Consider the following 16,632-nt stretch of genomic DNA (forward strand, 5'->3'; position numbering starts at 1 on the left):
GATGACGGCCGAGAGCCCCGCCGGCGCAGCGCGCCGGATCTTCGTCGCCGGCCATCGCGGCATGGTCGGCTCGGCAATCTGCCGGCGCCTGGCGCGCGAGAACGCGCAGATCATCACCCGCACCCGTGCGCAGCTGGACCTGACCGACCAGCGCGCGGTCGCCGAGTTCTTCGCCAGCGAACGGCCCGACGCGGTGATCCTGGCAGCGGCGCGCGTCGGCGGCATTCTGGCCAACGACCGGCAACCCGTCGACTTCCTGCAGGACAACCTGCAGATCCAGACCAATGTGATCGCCGCCGCCGCCGATCACGGCGTCCGCCGCCTCGTCTTTCTCGGCTCCTCCTGCATCTACCCGAAGTTCGCAGAGCAGCCGATCCGCGAGGACGCGCTGATGACGGGGCCCTTGGAGCCGACCAACCAGTGGTATGCGATCGCCAAGATCGCCGGCGTCTATCTCTGCCAGGCCTATCGCCGGCAGCACGGCCTCTCCTATGTCTCGGCGATGCCGACCAACCTCTACGGTCCCAACGACAATTTCGACCTCGCCACCAGCCACGTGCTGCCGGCCCTGATCCGAAAGTTCGTCGAAGCGCGCGAGACCGGCGCCGAGACGGTCGAGATCTGGGGCAGCGGCACGCCGCTGCGCGAGTTCATGCATGTCGACGATCTCGCCGACGCGATCGTCTTCCTGCTGGACACCTATGACGGCGACGAGCCGATCAATGTCGGTTCGGGGCAGGAAGTCTCGATCCGGGACCTTGCGACTCTCATCGCCAGCGAGGCCGGCTTCGGCGGCGAGCTGCGTTTCGACGCCAGCAAGCCGGACGGCACACCGCGCAAGCTGATGGAATCCGGCCGCCTGCACGCGCTCGGCTGGCGTCCGCGCGTGGCGCTGGAGGACGGCATCCGGCAGACGATCCGCTGGTACTTGGACAACCGCGCCGCTCTCGGCGCCGACGGCAGGACGGGCAGCACCCAATGAAAATCGAGAAACTTCACCTCGGCTGCGGCGTGAAGCACATTCCCGGCTTCTACCATGTCGATGCGCTCGACTATCCGCATGTCGACCGCATCGGGCCGGTCGAGGACCTGTCCTTCATCCCCGACGGCAGCGTCGAGCTGATCTATGCCTGCCACGTGCTGGAGCATTTCGGCCGTAAGGAATACCGCGACGTTCTCGCCGAGTGGTGCCGGGTGCTGGCCCCCGGCGGCGTGCTGCGCATCGCCGTGCCGGACTTCCGGGCCGCCGCAGAGCTTTATCTCGACACGTCGAACGACTTTGCCCTGCCGCAGGTTCTCGGCCTGCTGGTCGGCGGCCAGCGCGACCAGTACGACTATCACAAGATGGTCTTCGACGAGGAAACCCTGTCGGCAGCGCTGATCGAGGTCGGCTTCTCGTCCACCCGTCTCTGGGACTGGCGCACCACCGAGCACGTCGGCCTCGACGATTATTCGCAGGCCTACCTGCCGCACATGGCCAAGGACACCGGCCGCCTCGTCAGCCTCAATCTGGAAGGCGTGAAGTAAGCCTCTCAGCCTCCGGGCGCAAAGCCGGAGGCGAAGATGGACGGCGCGGCGACGAAGCGCTCGCTTGCCGGATCGAGCACGCGCAGCTCGCCCGAGCCGATGTCGAACCAGGCGCCGTGCAGGACAAGGCGGCCCCTCTCTTCCAGGATCTGGACGCAAGGAAAGCTGCGCAGGTTCACCAGCGACTGGCGGATGCCGGCATATTCCATCGCCAGCTGCGGATCCTCGTCGCGCTCGAGCTTCAGGCACTGGAACTCGGCCGCCGGCTCGAGCAGGGTCATCCACTTGCCGATGAAGTCGCCCGGCGACAGCGGCACGGCATCCTGGTTCAGGAACGCCTTGACGCCGCCGCACTGGCCATGGCCGAGCACCACGATATGCCGGACCTTCAGTGCCTGGACCGCGAACTCAAGCGCTGCGCTGGTCGAATGGTAGTCGTTGTCGGGGGCATAGGGCGGAACGAGATTGGCGACGTTGCGCACCACGAAGAGCTCGCCCGGTCCGGCGGCGAAAACGCCCTCCGGCGTCACCCGGCTGTCGCAGCACGAAATCACCATCACCTCGGGCTGCTGCCCATAGAGCGCCAGACGCTCGTAGTCGGTGCGATGCGGCCTGTGGGAATGTTCCCGGTAGCTGCGGTAACCCGCCAGCAACTCCCTGGGGAAGGCGGGAAACGACCTGGGCCCGCCGCCTTCCGGTTCGTGCTGCTCGTGTGCCATGATCTGGTCCCTCTGCTTTGCGGCGCCGGAAACATGGCTTCCGGGAGCGTCAGCCTTGTTAAGCTCTTGTCGCCGCGCCGGCAACCTGCTCGTAAGCCTGGCGCGCGCCCAACGTCGTGCTTGCGCAGCCTCCCTCCAGCCTGTCTTATTGCACCGCGAAAAGCGACGAGGGAGGATGCGGCATGACCAAGAGCAAGACCAGCCCGGGCAATTATTTCGAGGATTTCCGCGTCGGCCAGGTCCTGCGCCACGCCACGCCCCGTACCGTAACCCGTGGCGACATCGCCCTGTACAACGCCCTCTACGGCTCCCGCTTCGCAGTGCAGTCTTCCGACGATTTCGCCCAGCGCATCCGCTATCCCGAGGCGCCGGTCGACGACCTGCTGGTGTTTCATATCGTCTTCGGCAAGACCGTTCCGGACATCTCGCTCAACGCCGTCGCCAATCTCGGCTATGCCGGCGGCCGCTTCCTCGCCCCCGTCTATCCCGGCGACACGCTCTCCGCCGTCTCCGAGGTGATCGGCCTCAAGGAAAACTCCAACGGGCGCACCGGCGTCGTCTATGTCCGCTCCACCGGCTACAATCAGGACGGCACCGAGGTGCTGGACTATGTCCGCTGGGTGATGGTCAACAAGCGCGATCCCGCCAGCCCGGCGCCGGACGCGGTGGTGCCGGAACTGCCCGACGCGATTGCGCCGGACGCCCTGGGCGATGCCTGCCCGCTGATCGATGGAGAGGCCTGGGACGACGATCTTGCCGGCTCCCCTCACCGCTTCGGCGACTACACGGTGGGCGAGCGCATCGACCATGTCGACGGCATGACCGTCGAGGAGGCCGAGCACCAGATCGCCACCCGCCTCTACCAGAACACCGCGCGCGTCCATTTCAACCAGGTCACGGAAGGCCAGGGCCGCTTCGGCCGGCGGCTGGTCTATGGCGGCCACGTCATCTCGCTCGCTCGCGCCCTGTCCTTCAACGGGCTCGGCAATGCCTTCCACGTCGCCGGCATCAATGCCGGACGCCATGTCGCGCCGCTGTTTGCCGGAAACACGGTCTTCGCCTGGTCGCAAGTCCTCGAGAAGGCCGAGATCTCCGGCCGCCACGACGTCGGGGCCCTGCGCCTGCGGATGATCGCGACGAAGGACCGCCCGTGCCACGACTTCCCGTTGACCGGGCCGGACGGTGCCTACGACCCGAGCGTCATTCTCGACTTCGACATCTGGGTGCTGATGCCGCGCTGAGCCTTGGCCGGCACCACACTCAGCGTTTCTTCGCCAGCGGGTGATGACCTTCGACAAGGGCCGCCAACCGCTCGTCCAGCACATGGGTGTAGATCTGCGTCGTCGAGATGTCGGCGTGCCCCAGCAGCTGCTGCACGACGCGCAGGTCCGCACCGTTCTGCAAGAGATGCGAGGCGAAGGCGTGCCGCAGCACATGCGGCGAGAGTGCTGAAGGGTCGAGCCCTGCCGACACCGCAAGGTCCTTGAGGTCGCGCGCAAAGGCCTGGCGGGTGAAATGTCCGCTCTCCCCATGCGAGGGAAACAGCCAGCGGCTAGCCGGGTAGACGCCCTCCGCCCGCCGGCACGCCACATAGGCGCGCATCGCCTCGCGCGCTGCCGGGCCGAGCGGCACCAGCCGCTCCTTGTTGCCCTTGCCGGTCACCGCGACCAGCCGCTCGTCGCGTAGCGCCGCCGAGAGCGGCAGCGACACCAGCTCCGACACGCGCAGGCCCGTGGCATAGAGCACCTCCAGCAGGGCATGCATGCGCAGCGCCCTCAGCCGGGCGGCCGGCGACAGGCCCTCGACCTCGCTCGCCTCGCGTGCAGCGCCGAGCAGCCGGTCGACCTCCTCCTCGCCGAGCACCTTGGGCAGGGCGGCGCGGCGTTTCGGCGTGGCCACGGTCCGCGTCGGATCGTCTCCCCGCAGACCGTCCGCAAAAAGATGCCGGTAGAACTGGCGAAGGGCAGACAGCCGCCGGGCCTGCGAGCTTGCCGCATAGCCGCGTCGGGTGAGATCGGAGAGATAGGCGGTGACCTCCTCGCGCGACGCGGTTGCCGCGGACGCCTTTCGCGCGTTCAGGAAGCCGGCAAAGTCGTCGAGATCGCGGCGATAGCTTTCGAGCGTGTTGTCGGCCGCCCCGCGTTCGGCCGACAGCATCTCCAGGAAGCTCTCGATCAGCAGGGCATCGCTTGCCATCCCGTCCTCCCGCTGCGGCCTATCGGCCGAAGCCGTCCATCGGCAAGCGCACCGTGATCTCGTGCGGCTCCGGCTCGATGAAGGTGCCCAATGCGAAGATCGCTCCGGCAACCGCGCCGGTCAGCACCAGAAGGACGAACAGCAGTCGGAAGATCGTGGGCATCGGCGTCGTATCGGACTGAGGAACGGCCAGCGGTTGGGTTCCTTATCGGCCAGTCTCCGCCTGCGATGCAAGTGTCCGATGGCACGAGGCACCGCAAGCAGGCTTGACTAGGCGGGCAGGACAAGGGCAAAGCGATGGGTCACAAGGGGAGAGTGCCATCACATGTCCGTCCTGCCGAATCTCGTCGAGGAAGAGCGTGCCGCCCGCCTCGTGACCGGACTTGGCACACGCTCCATCGTGCTGGTCGGGATCATGGGCTGCGGCAAGTCGAGCGTCGGCCGCCGCCTTGCCCAGACCCTCTCGCTGCCTTTCGTCGATGCGGACACGGAGATCGAGGCGGCGGCGAACCTGACCATCCCGGAAATCTTCGCCCAGCACGGCGAGGCCTATTTCCGCGCCGGCGAGCAGCGGGTCATCGCCCGCCTGCTGAAGAACGGGCCGCAGATTTTGGCTACCGGCGGCGGCGCCTACATGAGCGCCGAGACCCGCGCGGCAGTGCGCGAGATGGGGCTTTCGATCTGGCTGAAGGCGGACTTCGCGCTGGTGATGAACCGGGTGCGCCGCAAGCCGAACCGGCCGCTGCTCAACGATCCGGATCCCGAAGCGGTGATGCGCCGGCTGCTCGCCGAGCGCGAACCGGTCTATGCGCAAGCCGAACTCACCATCCAGTCGCGCGACGTCCCGCACGAAGCTGTCGTCGCCGACATCGTTGCCGCGCTCGAAGCGCATTTCGGTTTCGCCCCCGCCGTGAGCGAACAGGCTGAAGGAGCATCGCGCCCATGACATCCGAGACCGCAACGGCCGAGACCTGGACCGGGGACCCCTTGCGCGTTCCGGTCGCTCTCGGCGAACGCTCCTACGACATCCTGATCGGCCGCGGGCTGGTGGAGGAAGCCGGCGCGCGCATTGCCGAGCGGCTGCCGCGCTCCCGGGTCGCCATCGTCAGCGACGAAACCGTCGCCGTCCATCATCTGGAGCGCCTGCAGGCCTCGCTCGAAGCCGCCGGGATCGGCTTTGCCACCATCCTGCTGCCGCCCGGCGAGGCCAGCAAGCGCTTTGCCGTCTACGAGACGGTCTGCGACCGCGTGCTGGAAGCCCGCCTGGAGCGCAACGACGCCATCGTCGCGCTCGGCGGCGGCGTGGTCGGCGACCTTGCCGGCTTCGTCGCGGCCAGCGTCCGCCGCGGCATGCCCTTCGTGCAGATGCCGACGACGCTCCTCGCCCAGGTGGATTCCTCCGTCGGCGGCAAGACCGGCATCAACGTGCGCCACGGCAAGAACCTCATCGGCGCCTTCCACCAGCCCGCGCTGGTGCTGGCCGACACGGCAACACTCGACACGCTCTCGCTGCGCGAATTCCGCGCCGGCTACGCCGAAACCGTCAAATACGGCCTGCTCGGCGATGCCGGCTTCTTCGACTGGCTGGAGAAAAACCACGCCGCGGTCTTTGCCGGGGGGGCGGAGCGCGAGGAGGCGATCGCGATCTCCTGCCGCGCCAAGGCCGCCATCGTCGCCGAGGACGAGTTCGAGACCGGCGCACGGGCGCTGCTCAATCTCGGCCACACCTTCGGTCATGCGCTGGAGGCCATCGTCGCCTATGACGGCACGCGCCTTGTCCATGGCGAGGGCGTCGCCATCGGCATGCGCCTTGCCTTCGACTTCTCGGTCCGCCTCGGCCTGTGCCCGCCGCAGGACCGGGATCGCGTCGCCGCGCACCTTGCCAGCGTCGGCCTGCCCACCCATATCAGCGATATCCCGGGACAGATGCCGCCGGCCGAGAGCTTCCTCGACATCATGGCGCAGGACAAGAAGGTGAGCCGCGGCGCGCTGACCTTCATCCTGGTTCGCCGCATCGGCGAAGCCTTCATCGAGCGCGGCGTCGACCCTGCCGCGCTGCACGACTTCCTGACGGACGAACTGGCCGCCCGGTCCTGATCGACGGCGGCCGCCACGGCCGTAAGTTCGGCGCCAACACGAGCGAGACGACAACAGATGAGTGACGCAAGCCTCTGGCTTTCCATCCTCGCGATCATTGTCCTGCTGGTCATGTCGGGTTTCTTCTCCGGCTCGGAGACCGCGCTGACCGCCGCCTCGCGGGCGCGCATGCTGCAGCTGGAAAAGACCGGAGACCGACGCGCGGCCGTCGTCAGCCGCCTGATCATGGTCCGCGAGCGGCTGATCGGTGCGCTTCTGCTCGGCAACAATCTGGTCAACATTCTCGCCTCGGCGCTCGCCACCAGCGTGCTGCTGAGCCTGTTCGGCGATGCCGGCGTCGTCTATGCGACTCTGGTGATGACCGCCCTCGTGCTGATCTTTTCCGAGGTGCTGCCGAAGACCTGGGCGATCTCCAATCCGGACAGCTTCGCCATCGCCGTCTCCCCGGTGGTGCGCATCGTCGTGATCGTCTTCGGCCCTGTGGTCAGCGCTGTCGAGATGATCGTGCGCGCCCTGCTGCGCCTGTTCGGCGTCGACGTGTCGGAAAACCGCAACGTCCTGTCCGCCCATGAGGAGCTGCGCGGCACCGTCGACTTGCAGCATCTGGAGGGCGGTCTGGTGAAGGCCGAGCGCGATCGCATCGGCGGCCTGCTCGACCTCGCCGACCTGGAAGTGTCGGACGTCATGGTCCACCGCACCAAGATGAACACGCTGAACGCGGACGAGCCGGTCGACAGGCTGATCCAGGACGCGCTGGCGAGCCCGCACACCCGCCTGCCGCTGTGGCGCGGGCAGACCGACAACTATATCGGCGTGCTGCATGCCAAGGACCTGCTGCGCGCGCTGGCAGCCGCCGGCGGCGACGCCTCGAGCATCGATATCGAGCAGATCGTCTCCCCGCCCTGGTTCGTGCCGGACACGACCAGCCTGCAGGACCAGCTCAATGCCTTCCTCAAGCGCAAGGCGCACTTCGCCCTCGTCATCGACGAGTATGGCGAGGTGATGGGCCTGGTGACGCTGGAAGACATCCTGGAAGAGATCGTCGGCGAGATCTCGGACGAGCACGACGTGGAACTTGCCGGCGTCCGCCCGCAGCCCGACGGGTCGATCATCGTCGACGGCGGGGTTCCGATCCGCGATCTCAACCGCGCGGTCGACTGGCGCCTGCCGGACGACGAGGCCACGACCATCGCCGGCCTGGTGATCCACGAGGCACGCATGATCCCGGACGAGCGGCAGGCCTTCACCTTCCACGGCTACCGGTTCACGGTGCTGAAGCGCGAGAAGAACCGCGTCACGCGCCTGAAGATCACGCCGCTTTCGAAGGAAGTCGCCGGCTCGGTCAAGGCGGTGTTCGCCGGCCAGGCGGCCCTGACTGCGCAGGCCCCGGCTCCCACGGTCCAGCCGGGCTGACCGGGCGAACTGGCCGGAACTCGGGCGATCTTAGGTATTGTTAGGCGATGGACGCAGGCCCGCCGCCGCGCGGGTCGCGCTCGTCGGGCGTGCGCACCTCGATCGCCAACGCATGAAGCCCGGCGTCGAAGGCAGGCTTCAGACAGTCGTTGACCGCCCGGTGGCGCGCGACGCGGCTCTGGCCGGCAAGCGCTTCCGCCACCATGCGAATTCGGAAATGGGTCTCGCCGCCCTCGCGCCAGCCGCCATGTCCGCGGTGCCGCTCGGATTCGTCGATCACCTCGAGGCTCTGCGGGGCAAAAGCCTCGCGCAGGCGCTGTTCGATCAGGTCCCGGATGCTCATGCCTTCCATGTGACAGACTTTTCGCCGCCGTCAAGACCTTGCCGAAGGTGGCCCCCTCCCCCTATTTATGCGGATCGCCGCGGCAAGAGCCGCGCATTCCCGCCCCGCAGATCACGGAAACTGGACCAGGACCGTTGGCTTCGGACATCTTCGACCGCATTCGCATCAGCACGAAGCGCAGCCGCGCTGCGGAGGAGGAGTTCGTGTGCGAGCGGACCTGCGACTGGGAAGGCTGCGACGAGCCCGGCACCCACAGGGCGCCGAAGGGGCGCCATGCCGACGGCGAGTATCATCATTTCTGCCTCGCCCATGTGCGGGACTACAACAAGTCCTACAACTATTTCGCCGGCATGGACGACGACGAGACGCGCGCCTACCAGCGTGATGCCCTGACCGGTCATCGCCCCACGTGGAAGATGGGCGTCAACGCCAAGGCGGCCGGCGAAAGCGCCCAGGCCTGGTCGGATGTCGACCCGCGCCAGGCGGCCAAGGCCCGTGCGGAGGCGCGCAAGCGCGCCGGCCGCGGCGGCCGGACGGAAGGAAGCGGCGCCCGCGCGCCCAAGCTGAAACAGCTGGAGGCGCGCGCCTTCGACACGCTCGGCCTGCCGCATCATGCCCGCGACGCCGAGATCAAGGGCCGCTACAAGGAGCTGGTGAAGCGGCTGCATCCCGATGCCAATGGCGGCGACCGGTCGCTGGAAGACAGGCTGCGCGAGATCATCAACGCCTACTCGCTGCTGAAAAAGGCCGGCTTCTGCTGAAACTGGAGGCGGCCTTGTCCTTAAGCAGGCTTGCCAGTTGGTCCGGATCGGCTATGAAATCGTAGGTCTCCCGTGTTTGAGGATCGTGTCCGGCAGTGGCCGGCCTGCGGTCTCCCGTCGCAGGGAGCTCCTTTCCCGGCGCAATTCGCGCCAGCGCCGCCAGCGACGAGGCGTTTTCACTTGGCCGAACGAGGCTCTGGCAATAGGGTCTGGTTCGAATTTCGCGCCGTGGCGACACGCGCGGCGCTTTGCACGACATCGCGGATCCCGCCGGCGGCGGGCCAGCGGAGGAAAGATGACTGACAAGACCCTGCCCGTCGAAAACCTGCCGGACACCACCGTGTCCGTGCGCGAGACCTTCGGCATCGACAGCGACCTGACGGTTCCCGCCTACAAGGAACCGACCGCCCACACGCCCGATCTCGATCCCGATTACCTCTTCGACCGGCAGACCACCCTGGCGATCCTCGCCGGCTTCGCCCACAATCGCCGCGTCATGGTCACCGGCTATCACGGCACCGGCAAGTCGACCCATATCGAGCAGGTCGCCGCGCGGCTGAACTGGCCCTGCGTGCGCGTCAACCTGGACAGCCACATCTCGCGGATCGACCTGGTCGGCAAGGACGCCATCGTCCTCAAGGAGGGCCGCCAGGTCACCGAGTTCCGGGACGGCATCCTGCCCTGGGCCCTGCAGAACAACATCGCGCTGGTGTTCGACGAGTACGACGCCGGTCGTCCGGACGTGATGTTCGTCATCCAGCGCGTGCTGGAAGTGTCCGGCCGCCTGACCCTGCTCGACCAGAACCGGGTGATTCGCCCGCATCCGGCCTTCCGCCTGTTCGCCACCACCAACACGGTCGGCCTCGGCGACACCTCGGGCCTCTACCACGGCACGCAGCAGATCAACCAGGGCCAGATGGACCGCTGGTCGATCGTCACCACGCTGAACTACCTGCCGCACGACAACGAGGTCGAGATCGTCCTGGCGAAGTCGAAGCACTACCAGAACGACGAGGGTCGCAAGATCGTCTCGCGCATGGTCCGCCTCGCCGACATGACCCGCAACGCCTTCATCAACGGCGACCTGTCGACGGTCATGAGCCCGCGTACCGTGATCACCTGGGCCGAGAACGCCGATATCTTCAAGGATCTCGGCTTCGCCTTCCGCCTCACCTTCCTCAACAAGTGCGACGAGATGGAGCGCACGCTGGTGGCCGAGTTCTACCAGCGCTGCTTCGGCGAGGAGCTGCCCGAGTCCGCCGCCAACGTGGTGATGAGCTGACCGGCAGTCCCATGCGCAATCCGCCTTCCGAGAAGAGCAAGCCTTCGAGCGAGCCGCTGAAGCGGGCGATCGGTGACACCATGCGCGCCATCGCCGCCGATGCCGAACTCGAGGTGCTGTTCTCCTCCGACAAGCCGTCGCTGTCGGGCCATACGGCCCGCCTGCCGGAGCCCTCGCGGCGCCTCACCGTCGACGAGATCGCCGTCACGCGCGGCCTCGGCGACGCCATGGCGCTCAAGCTCGCCTGTCATGACCCCGGCCTGCACCGCAAGCTGGTGCCGCAGGGCGAGACGGCCCGCGCCATCTTCGACGCGGTCGAGCAGGCGCGCTGCGAGGCGGTCGGCGCCAACCGCATGCCGGGCGTGTCCGACAATCTCTCCGCCATGCTGGAGGAGCGCAGCCGCAAGGCCGCCTATGCGGACGTGGCCAGCCGCGAGGATGCTCCGCTGGAGGAGGCGATCGCCTACATGGTGCGCGAGCGCCTGACCGGCCGGCCCGCGCCCAGGAGCGCGGAGCCGATGATCGCCCAGTGGCGCGGCTGGATCGAGGAAAAGGCGGGCGGCGCGCTCGACCTGCTCGCCGACCGGATCGAAGACCAGCAGGATTTCGCCAAGCGCCTGCGCAAGGTGCTGACATCGCTCGAGATGGACGAGGATATCGGCCAGGAGAGCGAGGACGAGAACGCCGAGAACGACGATGCCGAGGGGCGCAACGAGCGCGGCGAGACCTCAGCCGACGGCGAGGAGGAAAGCGGCGAGGACGAGGGCGCGCCGCAGGAGATGGAACTCTCCGGCGAAGAGACCGAGGCGGGCGAGACCGAAGGCCTCGACGGCGACCTGCAGGAGCTCACCCAGGACGACCAGGCGGACCAGGCCGAGGAGCCCGGCGAAAGCCGGCGCCGCGAGCTGCCGTTCTCCAACCTGCCGCCGACCTCGGACTACAAGTTCTTCACCAACCGCTTCGACGAGACGGTACCGGCCGAGGAGCTGTGCGACACCGCCGAGCTCGACCGCCTGCGCAGCCATCTCGACAAGCAGCTGGTCAACCTGCAGGGCGCCGTTGCCCGGCTGGCCAACCGGCTGCAGCGCAAGCTGCTGGCCCAGCAGAACCGCTCCTGGTCCTTCGACCTGGAGGAAGGCATGCTGGATACGGCCCGCCTGACCCGCGTCGTCACCGACCCGATGCAGCCGCTTGCCTTCAAGCAGGAGAGCGACACCAATTTCCGCGACACCGTGGTGACGCTGCTGCTGGACAATTCCGGCTCCATGCGCGGCCGGCCGATCACCGTTGCCGCGACCTGCGCGGACATCCTGGCCCGCACGCTGGAGCGGTGCGGCGTGAAGGTCGAGATCCTCGGCTTCACCACCCGCGCCTGGAAGGGCGGGCAGTCGCGCGAGGCGTGGCTCGCCGCCGGCAAGCCGGCCCAGCCCGGCCGCCTCAACGACCTGCGCCACATCATCTACAAGTCCGCAGACGCGCCCTGGCGCCGCGCCCGCCGCAATCTCGGCCTGATGATGCGCGAGGGCCTGCTGAAGGAAAATATCGACGGCGAGGCGCTGGACTGGGCGCACAAGCGCCTGCTCGGCCGCCCCGAGGCCCGCAAGATCCTGATGATGATCTCGGACGGCGCCCCGGTCGACGACTGCACCCTGTCGGTCAATCCGGGCAATTATCTCGAGCGTCACCTGCGCTACATCATCGAGGAAATCGAGACCCGCTCGCCGGTGGAGCTCATCGCCATCGGCATCGGCCACGACGTCACCCGCTACTATCGCCGCGCCGTCACCATCGTCGATGCGGAGGAACTGGCCGGCGCCATGACCGACCAGCTCGCCGACCTCTTCGACGAGCAGACGCAAGCACCGTCGCGCGGCGGTCGCGGACGGCGCCGCTCGGCGCGCTGACGCCATGACCCGGCTCCTGCCGGCCCTTCGGCTCCCGACGCGGCGCGCTGCCGCGCTGGCTTCCGTCATGCTGGCGGCAGCGCTGCTGCTGATGCCGGCCCCGGCCCGCGCGGTCATCGACGTTCCCCTTCAGGACGTGACGATCCGCAGCAAGCAGATCGACGCGTTCCGCATCGGCCGTGCCGACGAGCCGCGCTTCGGCGAGCTGACCTTTCTCGGCGGTCTGGAGCTCTTGTCCGGCAACCGCCATATGGGCGGCCTGTCCGGCCTGGTCCTGAGCGCCGACGGCCGCGAGATGGTGGCGATCGCCGACAACGGCCTCTGGCTCACCGCAACCATCGACGCGGACCCGAACGGGCGGCCGCTCGCCGTGCGCGACGCCCGCCTCGGTGCCATCATCGGCCCGAACGGCAGGCCGCTGATGGACCGCGGCCGCGGCGATGCGGAGGCCCTGGCCCTGCGCCGCAATCCGGACGGCACCGGCGAGCTCTACATGGCGACCGAGCGCTACCACGCGATCTACGCCTTCCCCTATCCGCTGACCGACCCGCGCACGCCCGGCCGCTCGATCGACCTGCCGGCCACGCTGACCGGCAACCTGCGTCACAACAAGGGGATGGAGGCGGTCGCCTTCGCCAATTCCGGTCCTCTGGCCGGCACGCTGGTCGTGGTCTCCGAACGCGGACAGACCTTCAACTCGAACCTGCCGGGCTACCTGCTCGGCGGGTCGACACCCGGCACCTTCACCGTCCTGCGGCAGGACTCCTACGACGCCACCGACGCGGCCTTCCTCGACAATGGCGACATGGTGCTGCTGGAGCGCCGCTTCACCCTGCGCCACGGCATCGGCATGCGGGTGCGCCTGCTGCCGGCAGCGGAGCTGAAGCCCGGCGCCATGGTGGTCGGCCGCGTGCTGCTGGAGGCCGGCTTTTCCGAGCAGATCGACAACATGGAAGGCGTTGCCGTGCACCGGAATGCCGCCGGCGAGACCATCCTGACCATCGTCTCCGACGACAACCGCTCGATCCTCCAGCGCACGCTGCTGCTGCGCTTCCGCATCGACGGCTGACCCCGCAGCAAGGCCGCATCCGCAAGGCCGTGTTGACAATGGCCGCGCATGGCGTCATCTAGTCGCCGTCGAGGTCCGGACAGTTCCCGTCCGGATCCGCGAGGGATCCCATGCCGAAGCCGAGCGCCCTTTTCAACGCCCCGTTCGCCGCGACGAAAGCCGCGAACGGTGTCGCGTGCGCCGGCACGACCACGACGACGACCCGCAAAACGACCGCCTGACGGCCCTCTCGACCCGCGCTCCCCCGGGTCCGAAGGGGGACCGAACGGACCTGAGGCTCCCGCAGGGATGGCGGCTTCGGGTTGGCGGGGAGCGGCAAGAGAGGACTGAATACCAATGGCTTACAAGATCGCAGTGGTCGGCGCGACCGGCAATGTCGGCCGCGAGATGCTCGACATCCTGGACGAACGCGGCTTTCCGGCCAGCGAGGTCGTGCCTGTTGCCTCCCGCCGTTCGCAGGGCGTCGACGTCTCCTTCGGCGACCGCACGCTGACCTGCCAGGCCATCGACCATTTCGACTTCTCGGATGTCGACATCTGCCTGATGTCCGCCGGCGGCACCGTGTCCAAGGAGTGGTCGCCGAAGATCGCCGCCAAGGGCTGCGTCGTCATCGACAACTCCTCGGCCTGGCGCTACGACGCCGACGTGCCGCTGATCGTTCCGGAAGTGAACGCCGACGCCATCACCGGCTTCACCCGGAAGAACATCATCGCCAATCCGAACTGCTCGACCGCCCAGCTGGTCGTCGCGCTCAAGCCGCTGCACGATGCGGCCACCATCCGGCGCGTCGTCGTGTCCACCTACCAGTCGGTCTCCGGCGCCGGCAAGGACGGCATGGACGAGCTGTTCAACCAGACCCGCTCGATCTTCGTGAACGACCCGATCACCCCGGAGAAGTTCACCAAGCGCATCGCCTTCAACGTCATTCCCCATATCGATGTCTTCATGGAGGACGGCTACACCAAGGAAGAGTGGAAGGTGCTGGCCGAGACCAAGAAGATGCTCGACCCGAAGATCAAGGTCACCTGCACCGCCGTGCGCGTGCCGGTGTTCATCGGTCATTCGGAGAGCGTCAACATCGAGTTCGAGCGCCCGATCACCGCCGATGAGGCCCGCGACATCCTGCGCGAGGCGCCGGGCGTGCTCGTCGTCGACAAGCACGAGGACGGCGGCTACGTCACGCCTTACGAGAGCGCCGGCGAGGATGCGACCTATGTCAGCCGCATCCGCGAGGACGCGACCATCGAGAACGGCCTCAACATCTGGGTCGTCGCCGACAACCTGCGCAAGGGCGCGGCTCTGAACGCCGTGCAGATCGCGGAAGTTCTGGTCAATCGCGGCCTGATCACCCCGAAGAAGGCCGCTGCCTGAAGCTCCCGCTTTCTAAATCCGTATGCTGCGCGGCGCGGTCCCTTGCGGGCCGCGCCGTTTTTTTTGCCCGCTCCCGGCAATCCTGACAGGGCTGGCCGCGCCGGCCAAAACCCGACAGACTGCCCGCCCAGAACAGCATCCCGGGAGTGAGTGAGACGATGAACAGGACACCAAAGCGGGCACCGGTGCGCAGGATCGCCAGCGCCGCCCTTGCCGCCTGCCTCTTGTGGGCAGGACCCGGCCTTGCCCAGACAGCCGCTCCAGCCGCGCCCCAGCCGGCGCCGATCCTCTCCGGCTCGGACCGCTTCCACCCGGTGCTTGCCCGCAGCGGCATGGTCGCCAGCCAGGAAGCGACCGCGACCCGCGTCGGCCGCGACATCCTCGCTGCCGGCGGCAATGCGGTCGATGCGGCGGTGGCAGTCGGCTTCGCCCTTGCCGTGACCCTGCCGCGCGCCGGCAATATCGGCGGCGGCGGCTTCATGCTGGTCCACATGGCCGGGAGCGGCGAGACTCAGGCTCTCGACTATCGCGAGCTTGCCCCTGCCGCCGCCACCCGGGACATGTTCCTCGATGCCGAGGGAAATGCCGACAGCGAGAAATCCCGCTATTCCGGCCTTGCCGTCGGCGTTCCCGGCACCGTTGCCGGCTTCCACGCCGCCCATGCCCGCCATGGCAGCGGCCGCTTCAGCTTCGCCGAGCTGCTCGCCCCCGCCATCGCGCTTGCCCGCGATGGCTTTCCCGTCTCCGACGATCTCTCCGGCTCCCTGAAACAGGCCCTGCCCCGCCTGTCCAAGGATCCTGCCGCGCTCGCGACGTTCTACAAGCCCGGCGGCGGCTTCTACGAGCCCGGCGAGACCTTGCGCCAGCCGCAACTCGCCGCAACGCTGCAGAAGATCGCCGACGAAGGCCCGGACGGCTTCTACAAGGGCCCGGTCGCGGAGGCGATCGCCGCACGCGTCCGCGAAGGCGGCGGCGACATGACCGCCTCCGATCTTGCCGCCTACGAGGCGAAATGGCGCGATCCCGTCTCGGGCACCTATCGCGGCTACGAGGTCGTCTCCATGCCGCCGCCCTCCTCCGGCGGCGTCCATCTCGTCGAGATCCTCAACATGCTGGAGCCCTTCGACCTGGCCGCATCCGGCTCCGGTTCGGCGGCGACGCTCCATGTCATGGCCGAGGCGATGAAGCGGGCCTATGCGGATCGCTCGGAGTTCCTCGGCGACCCCGACTTCGTCGATATTCCGGTGAAGGGCCTGACCTCCAAGGCCTATGCCGCCTCGCGAATGGCCGATTTCGACACAGAAAAGGCAACGCCCGCGGAAGGCCTTTCCCCCGGCAAGCCGGCCCCTTACGAGAGCGAGGAGACCACGCACTATTCGGTGGTGGACGGTCAGGGCAATGCGGTCTCCAACACCTACACGCTCAACTTCTCCTACGGTGTCGGCATGATGGCCGGCGACACCGGCATCCTGCTCAACAACGAGCTCGACGACTTCTCCGCCAAGCCCGGCGTGCCGAACGCCTACGGCCTCATCGGCGGCGATGCCAATGCCGTTGCGCCGCGCAAGCGGCCGCTCTCCTCGATGAGCCCGACGCTGGTGTTTCGCGACGGCCGGCTGGTGCTGGCCACCGGCTCTCCCGGCGGCAGCCGCATCATCACCACCGTGCTGCAGATCATCCTCAACGTGGTCGACCACGGCATGAACATCGCCGAGGCGACCGCCGCCCCGCGCATGCACCATCAATGGCTGCCCGACGAGATCCGCATCGAGGACGGCTTCTCGCCGGACACGCTGGCGATCCTGCGCGGGCTCGGTCACACGGTGGAGGAGCGCGCCACCATGGGCTCCACCCAGTCGGTGATGGCGGTCGAGAACGGCCTTGCCGGCGCCTCGGACCCGCGGGTGCAGGGCGCATTGGCCGCCGGCAACTGATCCTGCAAAGGGCCGG

16 protein-coding genes are annotated in these 16,632 nt (G+C 67.9%); 12 read left to right on the plus strand and 4 right to left on the minus strand.

The window, feature by feature from the left end:
• The first annotated feature begins 1 nt into the window (after window position 1).
• Together GH266_RS13020 and GH266_RS13025 are read left to right on the plus strand one after the other, a co-directional pair.
• On the plus strand, window positions 2-982 hold the full coding sequence (locus GH266_RS13020; RefSeq protein WP_158194202.1) for a GDP-L-fucose synthase family protein: 981 nt from the start codon (window positions 2-4) through the stop codon (window positions 980-982).
• Window positions 979-1,527: a class I SAM-dependent methyltransferase gene (locus GH266_RS13025; RefSeq protein ID WP_158194203.1), complete on the plus strand. Its 549-nt coding sequence runs from the start codon at window positions 979-981 to the stop codon at window positions 1,525-1,527. Before GH266_RS13020 ends, GH266_RS13025 begins: the two co-directional genes overlap by 4 nt.
• Window positions 1,528-1,532: 5 nt before the next feature.
• On the opposite strand, the gene GH266_RS13030 is transcribed toward GH266_RS13025, so the two are convergent.
• Window positions 1,533-2,246, minus strand: coding sequence for a carbonic anhydrase (locus GH266_RS13030; RefSeq protein ID WP_158194204.1), 714 nt, complete (start codon window positions 2,244-2,246; stop codon window positions 1,533-1,535).
• Window positions 2,247-2,428: 182 nt separating this feature from the next.
• On the opposite strand from GH266_RS13030, the gene GH266_RS13035 reads away from it, so the two are divergent.
• Window positions 2,429-3,487: a MaoC family dehydratase gene (locus GH266_RS13035; RefSeq protein WP_158194205.1), complete on the plus strand. Its 1,059-nt coding sequence runs from the start codon at window positions 2,429-2,431 to the stop codon at window positions 3,485-3,487.
• A gap of 19 nt (window positions 3,488-3,506) precedes the next feature.
• On the opposite strand, the gene xerD is transcribed toward GH266_RS13035, so the two are convergent.
• Both xerD and GH266_RS23265 read right to left on the minus strand, forming a co-directional pair.
• Window positions 3,507-4,442, minus strand: a complete 936-nt coding sequence (gene xerD, locus GH266_RS13040; RefSeq protein ID WP_158194206.1) for a site-specific tyrosine recombinase XerD — start codon at window positions 4,440-4,442, stop codon at window positions 3,507-3,509.
• Between the two features lie 19 nt (window positions 4,443-4,461).
• Complete coding sequence (locus GH266_RS23265; RefSeq protein WP_199270317.1) at window positions 4,462-4,605, minus strand: hypothetical protein; 144 nt, start codon at window positions 4,603-4,605, stop codon at window positions 4,462-4,464.
• Window positions 4,606-4,767: 162 nt separating this feature from the next.
• On the opposite strand from GH266_RS23265, the gene GH266_RS13045 reads away from it, so the two are divergent.
• Genes GH266_RS13045 through GH266_RS13055 form a run of 3 tightly spaced genes read left to right on the plus strand, consistent with a single transcriptional unit; the run spans window position 4,768 to window position 7,952 of the window.
• A complete protein-coding gene (locus tag GH266_RS13045; RefSeq protein WP_158194207.1) occupies window positions 4,768-5,388 on the plus strand; it encodes a shikimate kinase in 621 nt (206 codons plus the stop codon).
• Entirely contained in the window at window positions 5,385-6,539 is a 1,155-nt protein-coding gene (gene aroB / locus GH266_RS13050; RefSeq protein ID WP_158194208.1) for a 3-dehydroquinate synthase, read from the plus strand. Before GH266_RS13045 ends, aroB begins: the two co-directional genes overlap by 4 nt.
• A 57-nt stretch (window positions 6,540-6,596) precedes the next feature.
• Window positions 6,597-7,952, plus strand: a complete 1,356-nt coding sequence (locus tag GH266_RS13055; RefSeq protein ID WP_158194209.1) for an HlyC/CorC family transporter — start codon at window positions 6,597-6,599, stop codon at window positions 7,950-7,952.
• Window positions 7,953-7,992: 40 nt separating this feature from the next.
• On the opposite strand, the gene GH266_RS13060 is transcribed toward GH266_RS13055, so the two are convergent.
• Window positions 7,993-8,295: a BolA family protein gene (locus GH266_RS13060; RefSeq protein WP_158194210.1), complete on the minus strand. Its 303-nt coding sequence runs from the start codon at window positions 8,293-8,295 to the stop codon at window positions 7,993-7,995.
• A gap of 134 nt (window positions 8,296-8,429) precedes the next feature.
• Here GH266_RS13060 and GH266_RS13065 point away from each other — a divergent pair, with 134 nt between their 5' ends.
• From GH266_RS13065 to ggt, 6 genes are all read left to right on the plus strand, one after another.
• Window positions 8,430-9,056 (plus strand): DnaJ domain-containing protein, encoded by a 627-nt coding sequence (locus GH266_RS13065; protein ID WP_158194211.1) that lies wholly within the window; start codon window positions 8,430-8,432, stop codon window positions 9,054-9,056.
• Between the two features lie 295 nt (window positions 9,057-9,351).
• Window positions 9,352-10,338: a cobaltochelatase subunit CobS gene (cobS, locus tag GH266_RS13070; protein WP_158194212.1), complete on the plus strand. Its 987-nt coding sequence runs from the start codon at window positions 9,352-9,354 to the stop codon at window positions 10,336-10,338.
• Window positions 10,339-10,349: 11 nt separating this feature from the next.
• A complete protein-coding gene (gene cobT / locus GH266_RS13075; protein WP_158194213.1) occupies window positions 10,350-12,242 on the plus strand; it encodes a cobaltochelatase subunit CobT in 1,893 nt (630 codons plus the stop codon).
• A 4-nt stretch (window positions 12,243-12,246) separates the two neighbouring features.
• Entirely contained in the window at window positions 12,247-13,311 is a 1,065-nt protein-coding gene (locus GH266_RS13080) for an esterase-like activity of phytase family protein (protein ID WP_158194214.1), read from the plus strand.
• 336 nt (window positions 13,312-13,647) lie between these two features.
• Complete coding sequence (locus tag GH266_RS13085; RefSeq protein WP_158194215.1) at window positions 13,648-14,682, plus strand: aspartate-semialdehyde dehydrogenase; 1,035 nt, start codon at window positions 13,648-13,650, stop codon at window positions 14,680-14,682.
• A 158-nt stretch (window positions 14,683-14,840) separates the two neighbouring features.
• Window positions 14,841-16,616 (plus strand): gamma-glutamyltransferase, encoded by a 1,776-nt coding sequence (ggt, locus tag GH266_RS13090; RefSeq protein WP_158194216.1) that lies wholly within the window; start codon window positions 14,841-14,843, stop codon window positions 16,614-16,616.
• Window positions 16,617-16,632 lie beyond the last annotated feature (16 nt).

Origin of the sequence: Stappia indica (genome assembly GCF_009789575.1) — a bacterium.
GTDB classification, from domain to species: Bacteria; Pseudomonadota; Alphaproteobacteria; order Rhizobiales; family Stappiaceae; genus Stappia; species Stappia indica_A.